Raw genomic sequence first — 17,921 nt, forward strand, 5'->3', positions numbered from 1 at the left:
CAGGGCGTTTATTTAAAGACCCCTGCAGAATCCTCTACAGAAAATCGTCGGGATGGCTGCATGTCTGCTGAAAAATTGCTACAATCGCCACCAATTTTTTCCTAAGCGCCTTAAATCATGTTTGAAGTAAATCCGGTATACAACGCCATTAAAGATCTGACTGAACGCACTAACGTGCTTCGGGGGTATCTTTGACTACGACGCCAAAAAAGAAAAGCTAGAAGAAGTCAGCCGTGAGCTGGAAGATTCTGCAGTCTGGAACAACCCCGAAAATGCACAGGCATTAGGCAAAGAACGTTCAGCGCTGGAGCAGATTGTTGGCACCATCGACAAGCTGGATCAGGGCCTGGAAGACGTGGCTGGCTTAGTGGAGCTGGCGGTTGAAGCTGAAGATGAAGATACTTTTATCGAAGCTCAGACTGAACTGGCCGACTTAGAATTACAGCTGGCTAAGCTGGAGTTCCGTCGTATGTTCTCTGGTAAAAGCGATCCGAGCGATTGTTATCTGGATATTCAATCTGGTTCTGGTGGTACTGAAGCTCAGGACTGGGCCAGCATTTTAATGCGTATGTATCTGCGTTGGGGTGAAGCTAAAGGCTTTAAACCTGAGTTATACGAAGTGACTGACGGCGACGTGGCCGGCATCAAAGGTTGTACTATCAAATTTACCGGCGAATATGCCTATGGCTGGTTACGGACTGAAACTGGTGTACACCGTTTAGTGCGTAAAAGCCCATTTGACTCAGGCAACCGTCGCCATACTTCTTTTGCGTCAGTGTTTGTGTCGCCTGAAGTCGATGACGATATTGAAATCGAAATCAATCCGGCCGACTTACGTATTGATACTTACCGTGCTTCAGGCGCTGGTGGTCAGCACGTGAACAGAACCGACTCAGCGGTCCGTATTACTCACTTACCAACCAATATTGTGGTGCAGTGTCAGAACGATAGATCGCAGCATAAAAACCGTGACAACGCTTATAAGCAGTTACGTGCCAAGTTGTATGAGTTTGAACTGCAAAAGCAAAACGCTGAAAAACAAGCACTGGAAGACACCAAGTCGGATATCGGCTGGGGCAGTCAAATCCGCTCTTACGTGCTGGATGACTCGCGTATTAAAGACTTACGCACAGGCGTGGAAACCCGCAATACCCAGGCGGTATTGGACGGCGATCTCGACAAATTTATTGAAGCCAGCTTAAAAGCCGGTTTGTAATTTAGCTTACTATCAGGAACTTATCATGTCTGAACAGAATACTCCTATTGAAGAACATCAAGACGTTAATAAACTGATTGCTGAGCGTAAACATAAGCTGGCTGGATTACGTGAACTGGGTAACCCATTCCCAAACGACTTTCGCCGTGATGCCACTTCGGATCAGATCCATGCCCAGTACGAGCATCTGAGCAAGGAAGAGCTGGAAGAGAAAAAAATCCGTGTCACTGTAGCAGGTCGTATGATGCTGCGTCGTATCATGGGTAAAGCCAGCTTTACTACTATTCAGGACGTGGGCGGCAAGCTGCAGTTGTATGTAGCACGCGACAGTCTGGCCGAAAATGTCTACAACGAAGGCTTCAAGAAGTGGGATTTAGGCGACATAGTAGGCGGTAGCGGCGTGTTGTTTAAAACTCAGACCGGTGAGCTGACTGTATGGTTAGACGAAATCCGTTTACTGACCAAAGCCTTGCGTCCATTGCCGGATAAATTCCACGGTTTAACCGATCAGGAAGCGTGTTACCGTCAGCGTTATTTAGATTTGATTGTGAACGATCAGTCACGCAAAACCTTTTTAATCCGTTCAAAAACTGTGGCTTATATCCGTCAGTTCTTTAACAGCAAAGGCTTTTTAGAAGTAGAAACCCCAATGCTGCAAAGCATTCCGGGTGGTGCTTCGGCCCGTCCGTTTGAGACGCACCACAATGCGCTGGATATGCAAATGTTCCTGCGTATTGCACCAGAGCTGTATTTAAAGCGTTTAGTGGTTGGTGGTTTTGAAAAAGTATTTGAGCTGAACCGTAACTTCCGTAACGAAGGCGTTTCAACCCGTCATAACCCGGAATTCACTATGCTGGAATTCTACTGGGCTTATGCCGATTACAACGATTTAATGGATATCACTGAAGAGTTATTCCGTGGTCTGGCGCAGTCTGTGCTGGGTACTACTGAAGTGCCTTATCAGGGCAACCTGTTTGACTTTGGTAAACCTTTTGCCCGTATGTCCGTGACTGAATCTATTCTGCACTACAACCCTGAAGTGAAAATCGAGCAGTTAACCACCCGTGAAGCGGTAGCTGAACTTGCCAAGTCATTAGGTATTGAAGTGAAAGCCAACTATGGTCATGGCCGTATTCTGATGGAAGTCTTTGATGAGCTGGTCGAAACCAAGCTGCAACAACCTACTTTTATCACAGAATACCCGGCAGAGATTTCTCCGCTGGCCCGTCGTAATGATCACAATCCGGAAATCACTGACCGTTTTGAGTTCTTTATCGGTGGTCGTGAATTAGGCAATGGTTTCAGCGAATTAAACGATGCTGAAGATCAGGCTGAACGTTTCCGCGAGCAGGTTGCACAAAAAGAAGCTGGTGATGATGAAGCCATGTACTACGACGAAGATTTCGTTACAGCACTGGAGCATGGTTTACCACCAACAGCGGGTCAGGGTATTGGTATCGACCGTCTGGTGATGTTACTGGCCGACGCGCCAAGCATCCGTGACGTCATTCTGTTCCCGCATATGCGCCATACAGATAAACACGGCTCATAACACTCCCCCTACAAAGGCAGCATCAGCTGCCTTTGTTTTACCGTTTTAAGCCAAAATCGGCGCCTTTGACAGGGGCTTGCTGATTTATTATTTTTTTATCCTGCCTTTTGATTGAGCGACAAGCCGCCCTTTGTTATAATTTCCCCCCGTCCTAAGTTCGTAAATTCTTTATTGCCAATGGCGTCTCAGGGGTCTCATGACTACAAGATACATCTTCGTGACGGGTGGGGTTGTCTCATCCTTAGGTAAAGGCATTGCTGCTGCATCTTTAGCGGCTATTTTAGAAGCCCGTGGCCTGAAAGTGACCATCCTTAAACTGGATCCGTACATCAACCTGGATCCGGGCACTATGAGCCCAATTCAGCACGGTGAAGTGTACGTCACAGAAGACGGCGCAGAAACCGACCTCGATTTAGGTCACTATGAGCGGTTTATCCGCACCAAAATGACCAAACGTAATAATTTCACCCAAGGCCGCATTTACTCGGACGTATTACGTCGTGAGCGCCGTGGTGATTATTTAGGTGCCACTATTCAGGTGATCCCTCATATCACCAACGAAATCAAAAGCCGCGTACTAGCTGGTGCTGAAGGCTATGACATTGCCATAGTCGAGATCGGCGGCACAGTAGGTGATATCGAATCTTTGCCATTTTTGGAAGCTATTCGTCAGTTAGGTACTGAACTGGGCCGTGAACGCGCCATGTATATGCACCTGACCTTAGTGCCATACCTGGGCACTGCCGGTGAAATCAAAACCAAACCTACTCAGCATTCTGTCAAAGAGCTGCGTTCTATTGGTATTCAGCCGGATATTCTGGTCTGCCGTTCTGACCGTGCTATTCCATCGAACGAGCGCGCTAAGATTGCCCTGTTCACCAACGTGGAAGAACGTGCTGTTATTTCGTTAAAAGACGTCTCCAGTATTTACCAGATCCCTGCGCTGTTAAAGTCCCAGGGTCTGGATGATTTAGTGGTGCGCCGTTTCCACATTACCTGCCCTGAAGCAGACCTGACCGAATGGGAACAGGTGTTGTATCAGGAATCAAACCCTACAGGTGAAATCACTGTAGGTATGGTCGGCAAGTATGTTGAGCTGCCAGATGCCTATAAATCAGTGAACGAAGCGTTAAACCATGCAGGTTTAAAAAACCGTTTAACTGTTCATATCAAATACATCGACTCTCAGGACGTAGAAAGCAAAGGCACAGATATTCTGGCCACTGTGGATGCGATTCTGGTGCCTGGTGGTTTTGGTGAGCGTGGTGTGGAAGGCAAAATTATGGCCGCCCGTTATGCCCGTGAAAACAAAGTGCCTTACCTCGGCATTTGTTTAGGTATGCAAGTAGCGCTGATTGAATATGCCCGCAACGTAGCAGGTATGAAAGACGCGCACTCTACAGAATTTAATAAGAACACGCCTTACCCTGTGGTGGGTCTCATCACAGAATGGCTGGACTCTGATGGTAATGTTGAACAGCGGACCGACAGGTCTGATATGGGCGGCACTATGCGTTTGGGCAGCCAAAACTGTAACCTCAAAGCCAATACAAAGGCCCGCGAGATCTATGGCAGCGACATCGTCAGCGAACGTCATCGTCACAGATACGAAGTGAACAACAACTATGTTGCTCAGCTCGAAGAGGCTGGCTTAAAGATCTCTGGTTTGTCGGCGGACAACCAGCTGGTTGAAATGATTGAAATACCTACACACCCATGGTTTGTGGCGGGTCAGTTCCATCCGGAATTTAACTCAACGCCACGTGACGGACATCCGTTATTCCAGGGCTTCGTGGCCGCCGCTTATAAATATCAGAAACAGCAACTCGTTTAACCAGTTGCAGCCGGGCTATTAGTCCGGCTTTTTTATGCGACAAACATAAGGGGATTTACATGTCTGAGATCGTCAATATTATCGCCCGTGAGATCATGGATTCACGCGGTAACCCAACAGTAGAAGCCGACGTTTTCCTGGCCAGTGGTGCTATGGGTCGTGGCTGTGCGCCATCAGGTGCTTCTACTGGTACCCGTGAAGCTTTAGAGCTGCGCGACGGTGACAAAAGCCGTTATTTAGGTAAAGGCGTGCGTACTGCAGTTGCCAATATCGATGGCCCAATCAAAGCAGCTTTATTGGGTAAAAGTGCCTATAAGCAAGCTGAAGTGGACCAGATCATGATCGATCTGGATGGCACTGAGTCTAAATCTAAATTAGGCGCTAATGCTATTCTGGCTGTGTCTTTAGCTGTAGCCCGCGCAGCTGCTGCTGACAAAAAAATCCCACTGTATCAGCACATTGCCGACTTAAACGGCACACCAGGTGTGTACTCCATGCCAGTACCTATGATGAACATCATCAACGGTGGTGAGCATGCGGATAACAACGTCGATATTCAGGAATTTATGGTGCAGCCTGTTGGCGCTAAAACTTTCGCTGAAGCTCTGCGTATGGGCGCTGAAATTTTCCATCAGCTGAAAAAAGAACTGCACAGCCAGGGCTTAAATACAGCTGTAGGTGATGAAGGTGGTTTTGCTCCGGATCTGAAATCAAACGAAGAAGCTTTAACTGTGATTTCTAAAGCTGTGGCTTCAGCTGGTTATGAGCTGAACAAAGACATCACTTTAGCCTTAGACTGCGCTGCATCTGAGTTTTATGTTGATGGTAAGTACAAACTGTCTGGCGAAGGCAAAGAATTCACTTCCTATGAGTTCAATGACTTCCTGGCTGGTTTAGCCACCCGTTTCCCTATCATTTCTATTGAAGACGGTTTAGACGAATCGGATTGGGATGGCTGGAAAGACATGACCAATAAAATGGGCGATAAAATCCAACTGGTAGGCGACGATTTATTCGTCACCAACACCAAGATTCTGACCCGTGGTATTGAGCAGGGCATTGGTAACTCTATCCTGATCAAATTTAACCAAATTGGTAGCTTAACTGAAACTTTAGCCGCCATTAAAATGGCGAAAGATGCGGGTTTCACTGCAGTTATTTCTCACCGTTCAGGCGAAACTGAAGATTCCTTTATTGCTGACTTAGCTGTAGGTACAGCTGCTGGTCAAATCAAAACAGGTTCTTTATGCCGCTCAGACCGCGTGTCTAAGTACAACCAATTACTGCGTATTGAGCAGGAATTAGGTGCTAAAGCCCCGTACCGTGGCCGTGTAGAAATTAAAGGCCAGGCGTAAGCCAGGCCAGATAAACTAATCAAGGGGTCTCTTACTCTGACCCCTTGATTGGTTTTGCTCCCTTGATTACCATCAACGGATGAAAAAACATTCAGCCGATCAACATCAGCTGTGGCAAGGCCCGGCGCAGGACCTGACTTATACAGAGCTTTGTAATGCTTTGTATGAACGGGAGTTGATGCGTTATGCAAAAATGCCGCCCGAATTTTTCGCCAGTCTGCAAAAACGATTAGCCAGTTTACCTTTTTATATTCGCCGCGCTGCCAGCAGTATTTTGTCACATAAGTCTCCGCTTGAAATCGATAGTCAGAATGCCAGTTGGATGGGACGTCAGAGCCCACAGTGTCCGGCCAAAGAGCAGGGTATAGAGCAAATTGAACAGTTTTATCTAAAACACAGCAAACTGGCGTTATTAGTCCCTGTGTACCAGAACCAGCAGTCTCTTGAAACCGTCTGGTTGGATTCGGTGGATGAAGTTGATATGGCTGGTCAACGACTGCACTGCAACGAACATGGCTGGTTTAGTTTTAACGGCACACCTCTTACCGACGAAAACAGTGATAAATTCCTGCTCAAGCCGACAAAAAGCTTAATGACAGCTGCTTGTTGTGGTCATCAATGGCTTAACGGCGAACGCAAAACCCCACGAGTGTTGAGTTTAAGAGAATTATTGCTGGCAAGCCGGCTGAATTGGCAGAACTTTGCTAAGCCTTTTCAGCCTTAAGTGGCGTTTTTGTGCAGCAAGCCTTTATTTTCGGCCTTATTAGGGCTTTCCAGTCCGGCCGATAAGCTTCATAATACTTTCATCTCTTTATTTTTTGGTTCGATATGCGCCTGTTGGTTTTATTGCTACTCACGCTGCTTGCAGCTCTTCAACACCGCTTGTGGCTTGGCCAACATAGCGTGATGGAGTATTGGGCGCATAAAACTGAACTCGCCAAGATGGAACAACAAAATGAAGTGCTGGCTAAGCGTAATAAATTACTGAAGGCCGACGTCACTGACCTGCAAATAGGGTTGGATGCGATTGAAGAGCGCGCCCGTAACGAACTGGGTTTGATTAGACAAGACGAAGTATTTTTCCGGATTATTACCCCGCTGGATAAAAAATGACCGCTATTCCTGCTATTGCGACTGTGATCCCAGCCGCTGGTGTTGGCAAACGAATGAAGGCGGATAAGCCCAAACAGTACCTGCCACTTTGTGGTGTGACTGTGCTGGAGCAGACTCTGCGTCGCTTAAAACAAGTTCCTGCTTTACAGCAGTTTTATCTGGCGTTAAGCCCGGACGATCCTTATTTTCCCACATTGCCTTTAGCGACTGACCCGCACATTCAACGGCTGGATGGTGGTGCTGAACGTGCCAACTCAGTGCTGAATGCTTTAGTTCAGGTTGATGCCACAGCCTTTCCATGGGTGCTGGTGCATGACGCTGCTCGTCCTGTAGTGCGGGTTAGTGATATCGAACTTTTAATTGATAGCTGCATCGAAGCTGGTCAGGGTGGCATTTTAGCTACGCCAGTGCGCGATACCATGAAACGTGGTTCAGACACTGTACAGCACACTGTTGGCCATACTGTTGATCGGGCAGGTTTATGGCACGCCTATACGCCGCAGTTGTTTCCGACAGCTTTGCTCAGAGATGCACTGCAACAGGCTTTAGCCCAGGGTGTGGCCATTACCGATGAAGCCAGCGCTATGGAATGGGCAGGATTGCCTGTGCTTTTGGTGCAAGGACATGCTGACAATATCAAAATTACTCAGGCTGAAGATTTAGCTTTGGCCGCTTTTTATCTGGAGCATTCTGTATGATGCCGTTTCGTATTGGCCATGGTTTTGACGTACACGCTTTTGGTGGCGAAGGCCCCATTACTTTAGGTGGCGTAAAAATACCTTATCAGCAAGGTTTGCTGGCGCATTCAGATGGCGATGTGGTATTGCATGCCGTATCAGACGCTTTATTAGGTGCTATGGCCTTAGGTGATATAGGCCATCATTTCCCGGACACAGACGCAGCCTTTAAAGGCATAGACAGCCGTATTTTATTACGCAAGGTGTTTGCTGATGTCAAAGCTTTAGGTTATGAAGTGGGTAATCTGGATGTGACCATTATGGCGCAGGCACCAAAAATGGCGCCTCATGTCGATGCGATGCGTGCCTGTATTGCCGAAGATCTGGTTTGTGGTTTGTCTCAAGTGAATGTGAAAGCCACGACCACTGAAAAATTGGGGTTTGTCGGGCGTAAAGAAGGCATTGCCGTCGAAGCCGTCGTGTTGTTGGTGAAGTCCTGATGGCTTTTTCTAAAGAAGCTTCGGCGGTCGAATTACCAAAGCTAAGTTATTTATACGGTCAGCCTGAAACCACAGCTTTATTACGTGTGCAACCTGATGATTTTATTGTGGTTGAGGAGTTGAGTTTTACACCAACCGGCGCTGGCGAGCATATGTTGCTGCTGGTGGAAAAAATTGGTCAGAATACACAGTATGTTGCCAAGTTGCTGGCTGAATTGGTCGGCTGCAAAGCCCGACAGGTCAGTTATGCTGGTTTAAAAGACCGGCATGCTGTAACCCGCCAGTGGTTTTGTGTGCCTGTGCCTATCAAACAACAATTAAACTGGCAGGAATGGAATATCGAAGGCGTTAAAATTCTCGATAGTATCCGCCATCAGCGCCGGTTAAAGTTAGGCTCGATAAAATACAACGAATTTACCCTGACGTTACGGGATGTCAGTGATATTCCTGCACTGTTAGAGCGGTTAGAGTTGGTTAAAAAAGGCGTGCCGAATTATTACGGCGAACAGCGTTTTGGTATTCAGGGCGGTAATTTACGTTTAGCTGAACAGCTGTTTTCTGGCGGTGGTATTGAAGATCGGAAAATACGGGGTTTGGCTTTGTCGGCCAGTCGTTCTTTTTTGTTTAATTTACAAGTCGATGCCCGGGTCAAAGCTGGTACTTTTAATCAGATTTTGACTGGTGAAGTGGTACAACTGGATGGTTCTGGTTCTATTTTTAAAGTGCCGCAGGTCGATGATACCTTACGGCAGCGTTTGCTCGAGGCTGATATTCATCCTACTGCCGGTTTGTCGGGGTTAGGCGAGCCATTAACTACAGCGGATGCGCTGGCTTTTGAACAACAAAGTCTGCAAAATTGGCAGCATTGGGTCGACAAACTGGCCGAGCTCAACGTCAGAGCTGAGCGTCGCTCTATCCGGGTTTTGCCGGCAGAACTAAAGGCCGAAGTACAAGACCAGAATGTGCAAATAAGCTTTAAATTATATTCAGGTTGTTTTGCCACTTCCGTATTGCGGGAGCTGGTAAATTATCAGGATGTACAACGTAATTACGCCACTTTGGATTAAGTTTTTTTGCGACGACGGGGTAATACATGCGGATTTTATTAAGTAACGACGATGGTGTTTATGCCAAAGGCATACAGGTGCTGCAGCAGGCCTTATCTGAAATTGCAGAAGTCACTACTGTAGGGCCAGATCGCAATTGCAGCGGTGCCAGTAACTCGCTGACGTTGCTTAATCCATTGCGCACCCAGCAACTGGACAATGGTTTTATTGCAGTCAATGGCACACCAACCGACTGTGTGCATTTAGCTATTAGCCAGTTATTGGCTGAAACCCCCGATCTGGTGGTGGCTGGTATTAACCACGGCGCTAATTTAGGTGACGACGTGCTGTATTCAGGCACTGTGGCTGCAGCTACCGAAGGCCGTCATTTAGGTTTACCTGCTATTGCAGTGTCGTTAGCGGGACGGGATGAACAACATTTTGCCACTGCAGCCTACGTCACTGTGCAGGTGATTAAAAAGCTAAAGTCTCATCCGCTGCCTGCTGACCAAATTTTAAATATTAATGTACCAGCTGTGCCTTTAGATCAGCTGCGCGGCATTCAGGTGACTCGTTTAGGGCGTCGCCATAAAGCGGAAACGATGCAAAGCTCAACCGACCCTTGGGGTCGGCCAATCTATTGGTATGGCTCTTTAGGGCCAGAGCTTGATGCAGGCCCGGGCACAGACTTTTATGCCATAGCTCAGGGCTATGCTTCTATTACGCCTTTGCATGTGGATATGACGGCATATCGCAGTATGGAATTATTAACGGACTGGTTAGATGGAATTGAGTGTTAAGTTATGGCAGTAGTCACCCATCGTAGTGCCGCAGTATTGGCACAAAAACTTCAGCAGGATGGAATTAAGGACGCGAAAGTCTTATCAGCCATTGCGCAAACACCAAGACATTTGTTTGTTGAGGCAGTACTGGCGCATAAAGCCTATGAAAATACCGCTTTGCCCATAGGCCAGGGGCAGACGATTTCACAGCCTTATATAGTGGCGAAAATGACCGAGTTATTGCTGCAATCACCACAGTGTCAAAAGGTGCTGGAAATTGGCACTGGCTCTGGTTATCAGACAGCTGTATTGGCGCGATTATTTTCACAGGTTTGTAGTGTAGAACGGATAAAGTCGTTGCAGTTCCAGGCTAAACGCCGTTTGCAGCAGCTGGATTTACACAATGTATCGATGAAACATGGGGATGGCTGGCTGGGGTGGGCCAGTAAAGCCCCTTTTGACTGCATTATAGTCACAGCGGCACCGCACGAGGTGCCACAAGCCTTGTTGCAGCAACTGGCGGAAGGTGGCCGTTTAGTGATCCCTGTTGGTGCTCAGGAACAAGTTTTAAGAGTATTCACCCGGGTGGGTGATGAGTTTGAACAAAAAGACGTAGAAGCTGTGCGTTTTGTGCCCCTAGTGCCTGGTGAGCTGGCCTGATTCATTCAAAAAGGAAGAACAGTTGAAAATTTTTCAATGGATGTATGACAAAGCGTTAGTTTGGGCAAAACATCGTCACGCCGAGCGGTATTTAGCGGGGTTAAGTTTTACTGAGTCTGTAATTTTCCCTATTCCGCCAGATGTGATGTTGGCTCCTATGGCTCTGGCGCAAAGAGACAAAGCCTGGCGTTTTGCCTGGATCACTACTTTGTTTTCGGTGTTTGGAGGTATTTGCGGCTATTTCCTCGGTTTATGGTTGTATGAGCCTGTGGTGCTGCCAGCAGTCGAGTATATGGGCTATCAGGCCACTTTTGCCAAGGTCGAACACTGGTTCACTACATATGGCGTCTGGGTGGTGTTTATTGCCGGTTTCTCTCCCATTCCCTATAAGTTATTTACCGTAGGGGCTGGTCTGATGAATATGGCATTTTTCCCTTTTGTTATTGCTTCTTTTATTGGCCGCGCCAGCCGGTTTTTCCTGGTAGCAGGATTGATGTACTGGGGCGGCGATAAAATGCAGCAAAAACTGCGCGATATAGTCGATTGGTTAGGCTGGGGTACTGTGGCTCTTGGCGGTGTTTTATATCTGGTGTATCGCTAACTGATGAAGTTTTTTAGTGTCTGTTGTCTGGTCTTGGTTTTAAGTGCTTGTAGCTCAAGAGAATCACCAGCACCCGTCACTACACTCAACGACATCAAAAACTACTACAAAAAATATCCGCAAGGTGAAATGGGTTCTGGCTACATGGTCCAGACCGGTGACACCTTATATTCCATCGCTTTTCGGGCTGGAATGGATTACCGGGAACTGGCACAACTGAACAGTATTGCCCCCCCATACCGTATTTTTGTAGGTCAAGTGTTACAAATTGCTAACAAAAAATACATATCAATCCGCGGTGAGCAGCGGGTTTCTTCAGTTAAGTCGTCAAAATCATCTGGTAGCGCCGTAATAAATCCTTCACAAACCCAAAGTAAATTAACAACTGCCAACAAAGCTGTTGCGCGCAACAATCAAACGGGTTATGTTCGAAAGCAGACAGTAAAAGAAAATGCAACTTCAGCAGAAAAGACAGTTTACAGTTCTAAAGTTCGGTGGGCATGGCCAGTTCGTGGACCGATATTGGCAGGCTTCTCCAATGCAGAACATGGCAACAAAGGGTTAGATATAGGAGGTAAGGCAGGAACTCCTATTAAAGCTGCTGCAGCAGGTGAAGTGGTTTATGCAGGTAACGCATTGCGAGGCTACGGCAATCTGGTGATTATCCGTCACAACGACGACTTCTTAAGTGCTTATGCTCATAACCGAAGATTATTGGTGAAAGAGCGTGATACTGTCGCAAGCGGACAAACTATAGCTGAAATGGGCAACACAGATGCAACCTCAGTTCGGCTGCACTTTGAAATCCGCTTCCGTGGTAAGTCTGTTGATCCAAAACGATACTTAAAATAATTACTAAAATAATAAAAATATCACCCGGAAGGGCGAAAAGGTAAGGAAACCGTGCAGTTCAGGTGATACCCAAAGCTTGTAGAAGTGGGAGAAGGAAATGGGCCATAAAGATGATGAAGATGTAATCGAATTTAAAGAAGCCGAATTAACGGATGACGTTATTTTAGCTGATGATGATAATGCAGAACCCGATTTAGCCGCTTTAGCTGCGGAAGAAGACAATACTCCAGACGACGTTTTTACCGCCAATGATAGCGTGAGAGCTATGGACGCCACTCAGATTTACCTGGGTGAAATTGGCTTTTCCCCTTTATTATCCGCCGAAGAAGAAGTGTATTTTTCCCGCCTTGCTCTCAAAGGCGATAAAGCTGCCCGTAAACGTATGATTGAAAGTAACTTACGTTTAGTGGTGAAGATTGCCCGTCGGTACATTAATCGTGGTTTAGCTTTGCTGGATCTGATTGAAGAAGGCAACTTAGGCCTGATTCGGGCCGTGGAAAAGTTCGACCCTGAACGCGGTTTCCGTTTTTCAACCTACGCCACCTGGTGGATCCGTCAAACCATAGAACGGGCCATTATGAATCAAACCCGCACTATTCGTTTGCCTATTCATGTGGTGAAAGAACTGAATATCTACCTGCGCGCCGCCCGTGAGTTATCGCAACGACTGGATCACGAGCCTACGCCGGAAGAAATTGCAGCGGCGCTGGACAGGCCTGTTGAAGAAGTCCGCAAGATGTTGAAGCTGAATGAAAAAATTACCTCAGTGGATACCCCTGTTGCAGGCTCTTCGGAAAAACAGCTGCTTGATGTGTTGGCCGATGAAAAAGAATTAGGCCCTGAAACTGAATTACAGGATGCCGATATCCGTCAGCATCTGGTGATTTGGCTGGACGAGCTAAACGCAAAACAACGTGAAGTGTTAGCCCGTCGTTTTGGCTTGTTAGGTTATGAACCTTCTACGCTGGAAGATGTAGGTAAAGAAATTGGTTTAACCCGCGAAAGAGTAAGACAAATTCAGGTGGAGGCATTACGCCGTCTGCGTGAAATTGTGACTCATCAGGGCCTTAATATCGAAACCTTATTCCAGGAATAGTAGGTTGCACTACTCCGAGAAAAACAAAGACCTGTCGCCTTGTCGACAGGTTTTCTTTTACTGGTACTGATATCTGCAATAAGACTTTTAACAGCTCTGAGCATTTAACTCTGTATACCTGCCTACCTTAACGTCTTGCTTTTGTACTGAAAACCAGGACTGATAAAGCTTATATAACTGCGCTATTCCGAAGATAAACTTCGTACAGTGACTTTGCTGGAAAAAATAGTTAAATAAATCCCTGAAAAGAGCCGGATTGCTGTTTTTTGAGATTATTTTTGTTGCTTTTGTTTCATAGTTTTATTTTTTTCATGTCAGATTTGTTTGTTTTCTTGAAAAGACTCATTTAGGTTAATTTTACACAACCACTCTTAGCTGAGATTTTGGTTGTGCTTGGACTATTAGCTATGGGTCTTGTAGCTTAGTTTTCATAAAAATCCATCCAGGGATTAAATTAAAACTCAAAGAGAATATAAAAATGAAAAAGAAATACAACTTAAGCGTTTTGACACTCGCAATGTTGCCACTCTTGGCTGTTCCTGCTGTTTTGTCCGCTCAAAATCAGGATACAGCTAATGTTTCCGCTGAAGAGCAAGAGATGGAAGTCATTACTGTCACATCACGTAAACGTTTGGAGTCCTTGATTGAGGTTCCGATGAATGTTAGCTCGGTGTCTGCTATTGAGATTTCAAACAGGAATCTCATTAATAAAGATGACCTCTACAGGACTCTTGCAGGAGCAGCCTCTCCAACGGGCACATTAATTTTGCGTGGTTTATCTGGTGGTAACGGTGCTGCACCTTCCACAACATCTTCATTTACAGATGATATTCCTTTTAACTTTGTTGATTTATATGACATTGAAGCTGTTGAGGTATTACGTGGCCCACAAGGTACGTTGTGGGGATCAAATGCTATAGGTGGCACGGTTCGGGTTATAACCCAAAAGCCAAAGCTGGATACCGTTGAGTTTACTTCCTCACTGCAATCTAAGAATACAAAAAATGTTGAAGGTCTGGATTTGCAAGGTTGGGCAGCAGTTAATATTCCTTTGATTGAAAATGCCTTAGCTATGCGCGTGACAGGGCACAGTTCTAATAAACCCGGTGCTATTATTAACGGGGCAACTGGTGTGCAAAACGAAGTAAAAGACCAGTATTTACGTACTCAGTTTTTATGGCAACTCAGTGAAGACACCAGTGTTAACTTAGGTTATTACAATGTTACGAACCGTAGTGTTGGAACTGCTTTTGCTGATTTGTCACGCCCCAACAGTAGGACATTCGCTAATACAGTTGAAAATCCGGACTCAAACTATGGTTATGATGTGAGTTATGTCTCTACACCTTGTGCTGAAGGGCAAAACCGGGCGGCGTGCTTTGGTAATGTATCATCGACACCTGTTAGCAAATACCACATTTGGGAAAGTCTGGATGGCTGGTCTAAAGATAATACAGAACTTGTGACTTTAACCGCCAGTGTGGATGACGTGATGGATTTTGCTGATTTCACTTATTCAGGCTCTTATCGCACTATTCAGGAAGATTCTCTGGACAACTGGTCCCGACTAGATATGAACGATTTAGTCAAAACCTGGATTATTAACTATGACAAAACTGCACGAGTGACTCACGAGTTTCGGTTGCAGGATAAAGGTAATCTGGAAAACTTTACCTGGACTGTCGGAGCTTTTTACGACAAAGGCTGGCGAGGCAATATCCCTAATACACAGTTTCAGTACCATGAAAGCGATGATCGCAGCATAGCAATATTCTCTGACTGGAATGACTGGGTGGATTGGGATAACTACTGGGGGGAAATTGGTATTTATAATGTAGGTCAGCTTGGTGAAGCTTTATACGGTGATAAAAGTAAAAACTACAATTTGTACTACAACGGTTCGCATAATACAGAAGTGGCATTCTTTGGTGAAACAACCTACACAGTGGATATGACAGATCTGGGTAGTTTAGAGTTTACTGCTGGTATTCGTTATTACGATCTTGAAGATTATGCTTCTTTTGGCTATAGCGGAATTTGGGAGGCAAGAGAAGGTCGTACAGCCTTGAGTGAAGGTGAAGAATCAGGCAACAGAAAAAAGCTAAGTGTTGCCTGGATGCCTGAATCTAAAGATATGTCTGTTTATGCTTTATATTCAGAAGGTTACCGTCCAGGTGGGAACAACACACCTTTGGCGGCGGCCTGTCGGAATGATGAGTATGCTTCTGGCCACACAACCCGCTACAAGAGTGACAGCATCGACAACTATGAAATTGGTTATAAAGCTAATTTAGGTAATCTGCGCTTTTCAACTGCTGTATACCAGATTGATTGGGACGATGTTTGGGCCTCTGTCTATATGCCAACCTGTGGTTTCAGTTACACAGCCAATGCTGCTAAAGCACGCTCCCGTGGTCTTGAGTGGGAGAGTACTTATAGCTTTGAAAATGATCTGGAGCTGGTTTTGAATGCTTCTTACACTAACTCAGAAATGTTATCTGACGTAGAAGCTCTGGGGGCTGAGTATGGTGAGGATATGACTCAGGTGCCTAAGTACAATGCTTATTTAGGCTTGGATAAAGGCTTTACTTGGTTTAACAAACAAACCAATGTTCGTCTAGATGTCGAAGCTTATGGTCAATACCGATCACATTTTAATGCACGGGATGATGGTTCTGACACTGCTGATGCCTATCGTCGTGTCAATCTGTCATCACGTATTGAGTTAAACGACAATGTGCGTCTTTCAGCATTTATCCATAACCTGTTTGACTCTGAAATTGAACAATTCAAACAAGCGCGAAGCCGCACCAACAGCACAAATAACCTGAACGTACTCTATGCTCCAGAGCGCAGCGTCACTTTCAGGGTTGATTACAGTTTTATGTAATCAACAAGAATCTGAATACAAAGCCCTGCATTTAACTGTGGGGCTTTTTTCTTTCAGTTTCGTCTTTGAGGTGAATAGTTAGAATATCCTGGATATCTGATACTGACTCTTCTTTCAGTAGCTCTATGCGAATGTTATAGGTAGTTAAACGATACTGCCTGGCCAAATAGATTGATTCATTGTGTGTTTGTAATTTGTGCTGGCATAACCCTTGCTCCTTTCTGATACAGAACAAAAAAAGCAGGCCTTGAACTGATGTTGTTCGGGTCGTATCGGACGTGAAGGAGTCGCCAATGGGTGCAAAAAGTTTTGGGCACTATCAGCAAATCAGCCAGTGTTTTGATGAGCTGGTGCAGGCGGATGGACAAATACGACCACCAGCTGCGGCTATAGCACGTTTTATTGATCGACACGGCTCTGCTGAGCTCATTCAAAGACAAGAGCAGTTAAATCAAACGATTAGCGCTATGGGCGTTTGTTTTACCTTGTATTCAGACGGCAATAATATCGACCGCTGCTGGCCTTTGGATGTGATGCCACGCACCATCCCAAGCTCAGAATGGCAAAAAACCAGTGGTGGTCTGAAACAACGTTTAGCTGCTTTAAACCTGTTTATTGACGACTTGTACCACGATCAGCGCATCCTTAAAGACGGCATAGTACCGGCTGATTTAGTGCTGGACTCCCGCAACTACCTTGCACCATGTAAGGGCATTTCGCCCCGTTATGGGGTGTGGGCCAATATCTGTGGGACTGATTTGGTGCGTGATGGCTCTGGTAAGTTTTTAGTGCTTGAAGATAACTTGCGGGTACCGTCTGGCGTGTCTTATATGCTGGAAAACCGTACTGTGATGAAACGGGTTTTTCCGGAATTATTTGCTGATTCTTTTATCTACCCTGTAGACGACTACCCGCATCAACTCTGGCGTATGTTGGCCTCTTTATCGCCTCGTCCCGGTGATGTGCCTTGCATAGTGTTGCTGACCCCTGGTGTCTACAACTCGGCTTATTTTGAACACAGCTTTTTGGCCCAACAAATGGGCGTAGAACTAGCCGAAAATACCGATTTACTGGTGCAGGACGACATTGTTTATTTAAAAACTCTGCATGGCCTGCAACGCGTGGATGTGATTTACCGCAGGGTGGACGATATTTTTATCGACCCACAAGCTTTCCGGCCCGATTCAGTCTTAGGTATTCCGGGTTTGATCAAAGCATGGGCCAAAGGCAATGTGTCTATTGCTAACGCACCAGGCTCTGGTGTGGCCGACGATAAAGTGATTTACGCCTATGTGCCTGAAATCATAAATTATTATTTGGGCGAACAGCCGCTTATCGATAACGTTCCTACCTATTTGTGTTTGGACCCAAAACAGCGTGAGTATGTGTTGGCTAATCTGGATCAACTGGTGGTGAAACCTGCCAACGAATCCGGTGGCTACGGCATTTTGATCGGCCCACGCTCCACCAAAGAAGAGCAACAACAAATGGCGGAAGCTATTAAAGCCAATCCGCGTAATTTTATTGCCCAGCCGACTCTGGCGTTATCGACAGCTCCTACTTTATGTGATGGTGTGCTGGAACCACGGCATTTAGATTTACGGCCCTTTATTTTGCAGGGCAGAGATTTGTACTGCACCACAGGCGGTTTAAGCCGGGTTGCGCTGAAAAAAGGCTCTTTGGTGGTCAATTCGTCGCAAGGCGGCGGTAGCAAAGACACCTGGATCATCAACGATGAGGTCTGATC

16 protein-coding genes are annotated in these 17,921 nt (G+C 46.1%); all 16 read left to right on the plus strand.

The window, feature by feature from the left end; all coding sequences use genetic code 11:
• Positions 1-117 precede the first annotated feature (117 nt).
• The 16 genes from prfB (at position 118) to OM978_RS04675 (ending at position 17,919) form a co-directional block, all read left to right on the plus strand.
• A protein-coding gene (gene prfB, locus OM978_RS04600; RefSeq protein ID WP_233007937.1) for a peptide chain release factor 2 occupies positions 118-1,216 on the plus strand; the annotation gives its coding sequence in 2 pieces (ribosomal slippage) (positions 118-192 and positions 194-1,216; 1,098 coding nt in all).
• Positions 1,217-1,241: 25 nt separating this feature from the next.
• Positions 1,242-2,768: a lysine--tRNA ligase gene (lysS, locus tag OM978_RS04605; RefSeq protein ID WP_233007938.1), complete on the plus strand. Its 1,527-nt coding sequence runs from the start codon at positions 1,242-1,244 to the stop codon at positions 2,766-2,768.
• A gap of 196 nt (positions 2,769-2,964) precedes the next feature.
• The gene (locus OM978_RS04610) at positions 2,965-4,602 is read left to right on the plus strand and encodes a CTP synthase (protein ID WP_264345731.1); all 1,638 of its coding nucleotides are present in this window, start codon (positions 2,965-2,967) and stop codon (positions 4,600-4,602) included.
• 59 nt (positions 4,603-4,661) lie between these two features.
• The gene (gene eno, locus OM978_RS04615) at positions 4,662-5,957 is read left to right on the plus strand and encodes a phosphopyruvate hydratase (protein WP_233007940.1); all 1,296 of its coding nucleotides are present in this window, start codon (positions 4,662-4,664) and stop codon (positions 5,955-5,957) included.
• Positions 5,958-6,036: 79 nt separating this feature from the next.
• Entirely contained in the window at positions 6,037-6,681 is a 645-nt protein-coding gene (locus tag OM978_RS04620) for a hypothetical protein (RefSeq protein ID WP_264345732.1), read from the plus strand.
• 104 nt (positions 6,682-6,785) lie between these two features.
• On the plus strand, positions 6,786-7,070 hold the full coding sequence (ftsB, locus tag OM978_RS04625; protein ID WP_233007942.1) for a cell division protein FtsB: 285 nt from the start codon (positions 6,786-6,788) through the stop codon (positions 7,068-7,070).
• On the plus strand, positions 7,067-7,768 hold the full coding sequence (ispD, locus tag OM978_RS04630) for a 2-C-methyl-D-erythritol 4-phosphate cytidylyltransferase (protein WP_264345733.1): 702 nt from the start codon (positions 7,067-7,069) through the stop codon (positions 7,766-7,768). The genes ftsB and ispD overlap by 4 nt, the downstream gene beginning before the upstream one ends.
• On the plus strand, positions 7,768-8,247 hold the full coding sequence (gene ispF / locus OM978_RS04635) for a 2-C-methyl-D-erythritol 2,4-cyclodiphosphate synthase (protein WP_040554637.1): 480 nt from the start codon (positions 7,768-7,770) through the stop codon (positions 8,245-8,247). The genes ispD and ispF overlap by 1 nt, the downstream gene beginning before the upstream one ends.
• Positions 8,247-9,314: a tRNA pseudouridine(13) synthase TruD gene (gene truD, locus OM978_RS04640; RefSeq protein WP_264345734.1), complete on the plus strand. Its 1,068-nt coding sequence runs from the start codon at positions 8,247-8,249 to the stop codon at positions 9,312-9,314. The genes ispF and truD overlap by 1 nt, the downstream gene beginning before the upstream one ends.
• A gap of 26 nt (positions 9,315-9,340) precedes the next feature.
• Complete coding sequence (gene surE / locus OM978_RS04645) at positions 9,341-10,093, plus strand: 5'/3'-nucleotidase SurE (protein ID WP_264345735.1); 753 nt, start codon at positions 9,341-9,343, stop codon at positions 10,091-10,093.
• A 3-nt stretch (positions 10,094-10,096) separates the two neighbouring features.
• Positions 10,097-10,735, plus strand: coding sequence for a protein-L-isoaspartate(D-aspartate) O-methyltransferase (locus OM978_RS04650; protein WP_264345736.1), 639 nt, complete (start codon positions 10,097-10,099; stop codon positions 10,733-10,735).
• Between the two features lie 22 nt (positions 10,736-10,757).
• Positions 10,758-11,336, plus strand: a complete 579-nt coding sequence (locus tag OM978_RS04655; protein ID WP_264345737.1) for a YqaA family protein — start codon at positions 10,758-10,760, stop codon at positions 11,334-11,336.
• A gap of 3 nt (positions 11,337-11,339) precedes the next feature.
• A complete protein-coding gene (locus OM978_RS04660) occupies positions 11,340-12,188 on the plus strand; it encodes a peptidoglycan DD-metalloendopeptidase family protein (RefSeq protein ID WP_264345738.1) in 849 nt (282 codons plus the stop codon).
• A 97-nt stretch (positions 12,189-12,285) separates the two neighbouring features.
• A complete protein-coding gene (gene rpoS, locus OM978_RS04665) occupies positions 12,286-13,284 on the plus strand; it encodes an RNA polymerase sigma factor RpoS (RefSeq protein WP_264345739.1) in 999 nt (332 codons plus the stop codon).
• Between the two features lie 478 nt (positions 13,285-13,762).
• A complete protein-coding gene (locus OM978_RS04670) occupies positions 13,763-16,174 on the plus strand; it encodes a TonB-dependent receptor (protein WP_264345740.1) in 2,412 nt (803 codons plus the stop codon).
• 293 nt (positions 16,175-16,467) lie between these two features.
• A complete protein-coding gene (locus OM978_RS04675) occupies positions 16,468-17,919 on the plus strand; it encodes a circularly permuted type 2 ATP-grasp protein (protein WP_264345741.1) in 1,452 nt (483 codons plus the stop codon).
• The last annotated feature ends 2 nt before the right edge of the window (positions 17,920-17,921 follow it).

Origin of the sequence: Rheinheimera sp. MM224 (assembly GCF_947090785.1) — a bacterium.
In the GTDB taxonomy this organism is placed as follows: domain Bacteria; phylum Pseudomonadota; class Gammaproteobacteria; order Enterobacterales; family Alteromonadaceae; genus Pararheinheimera.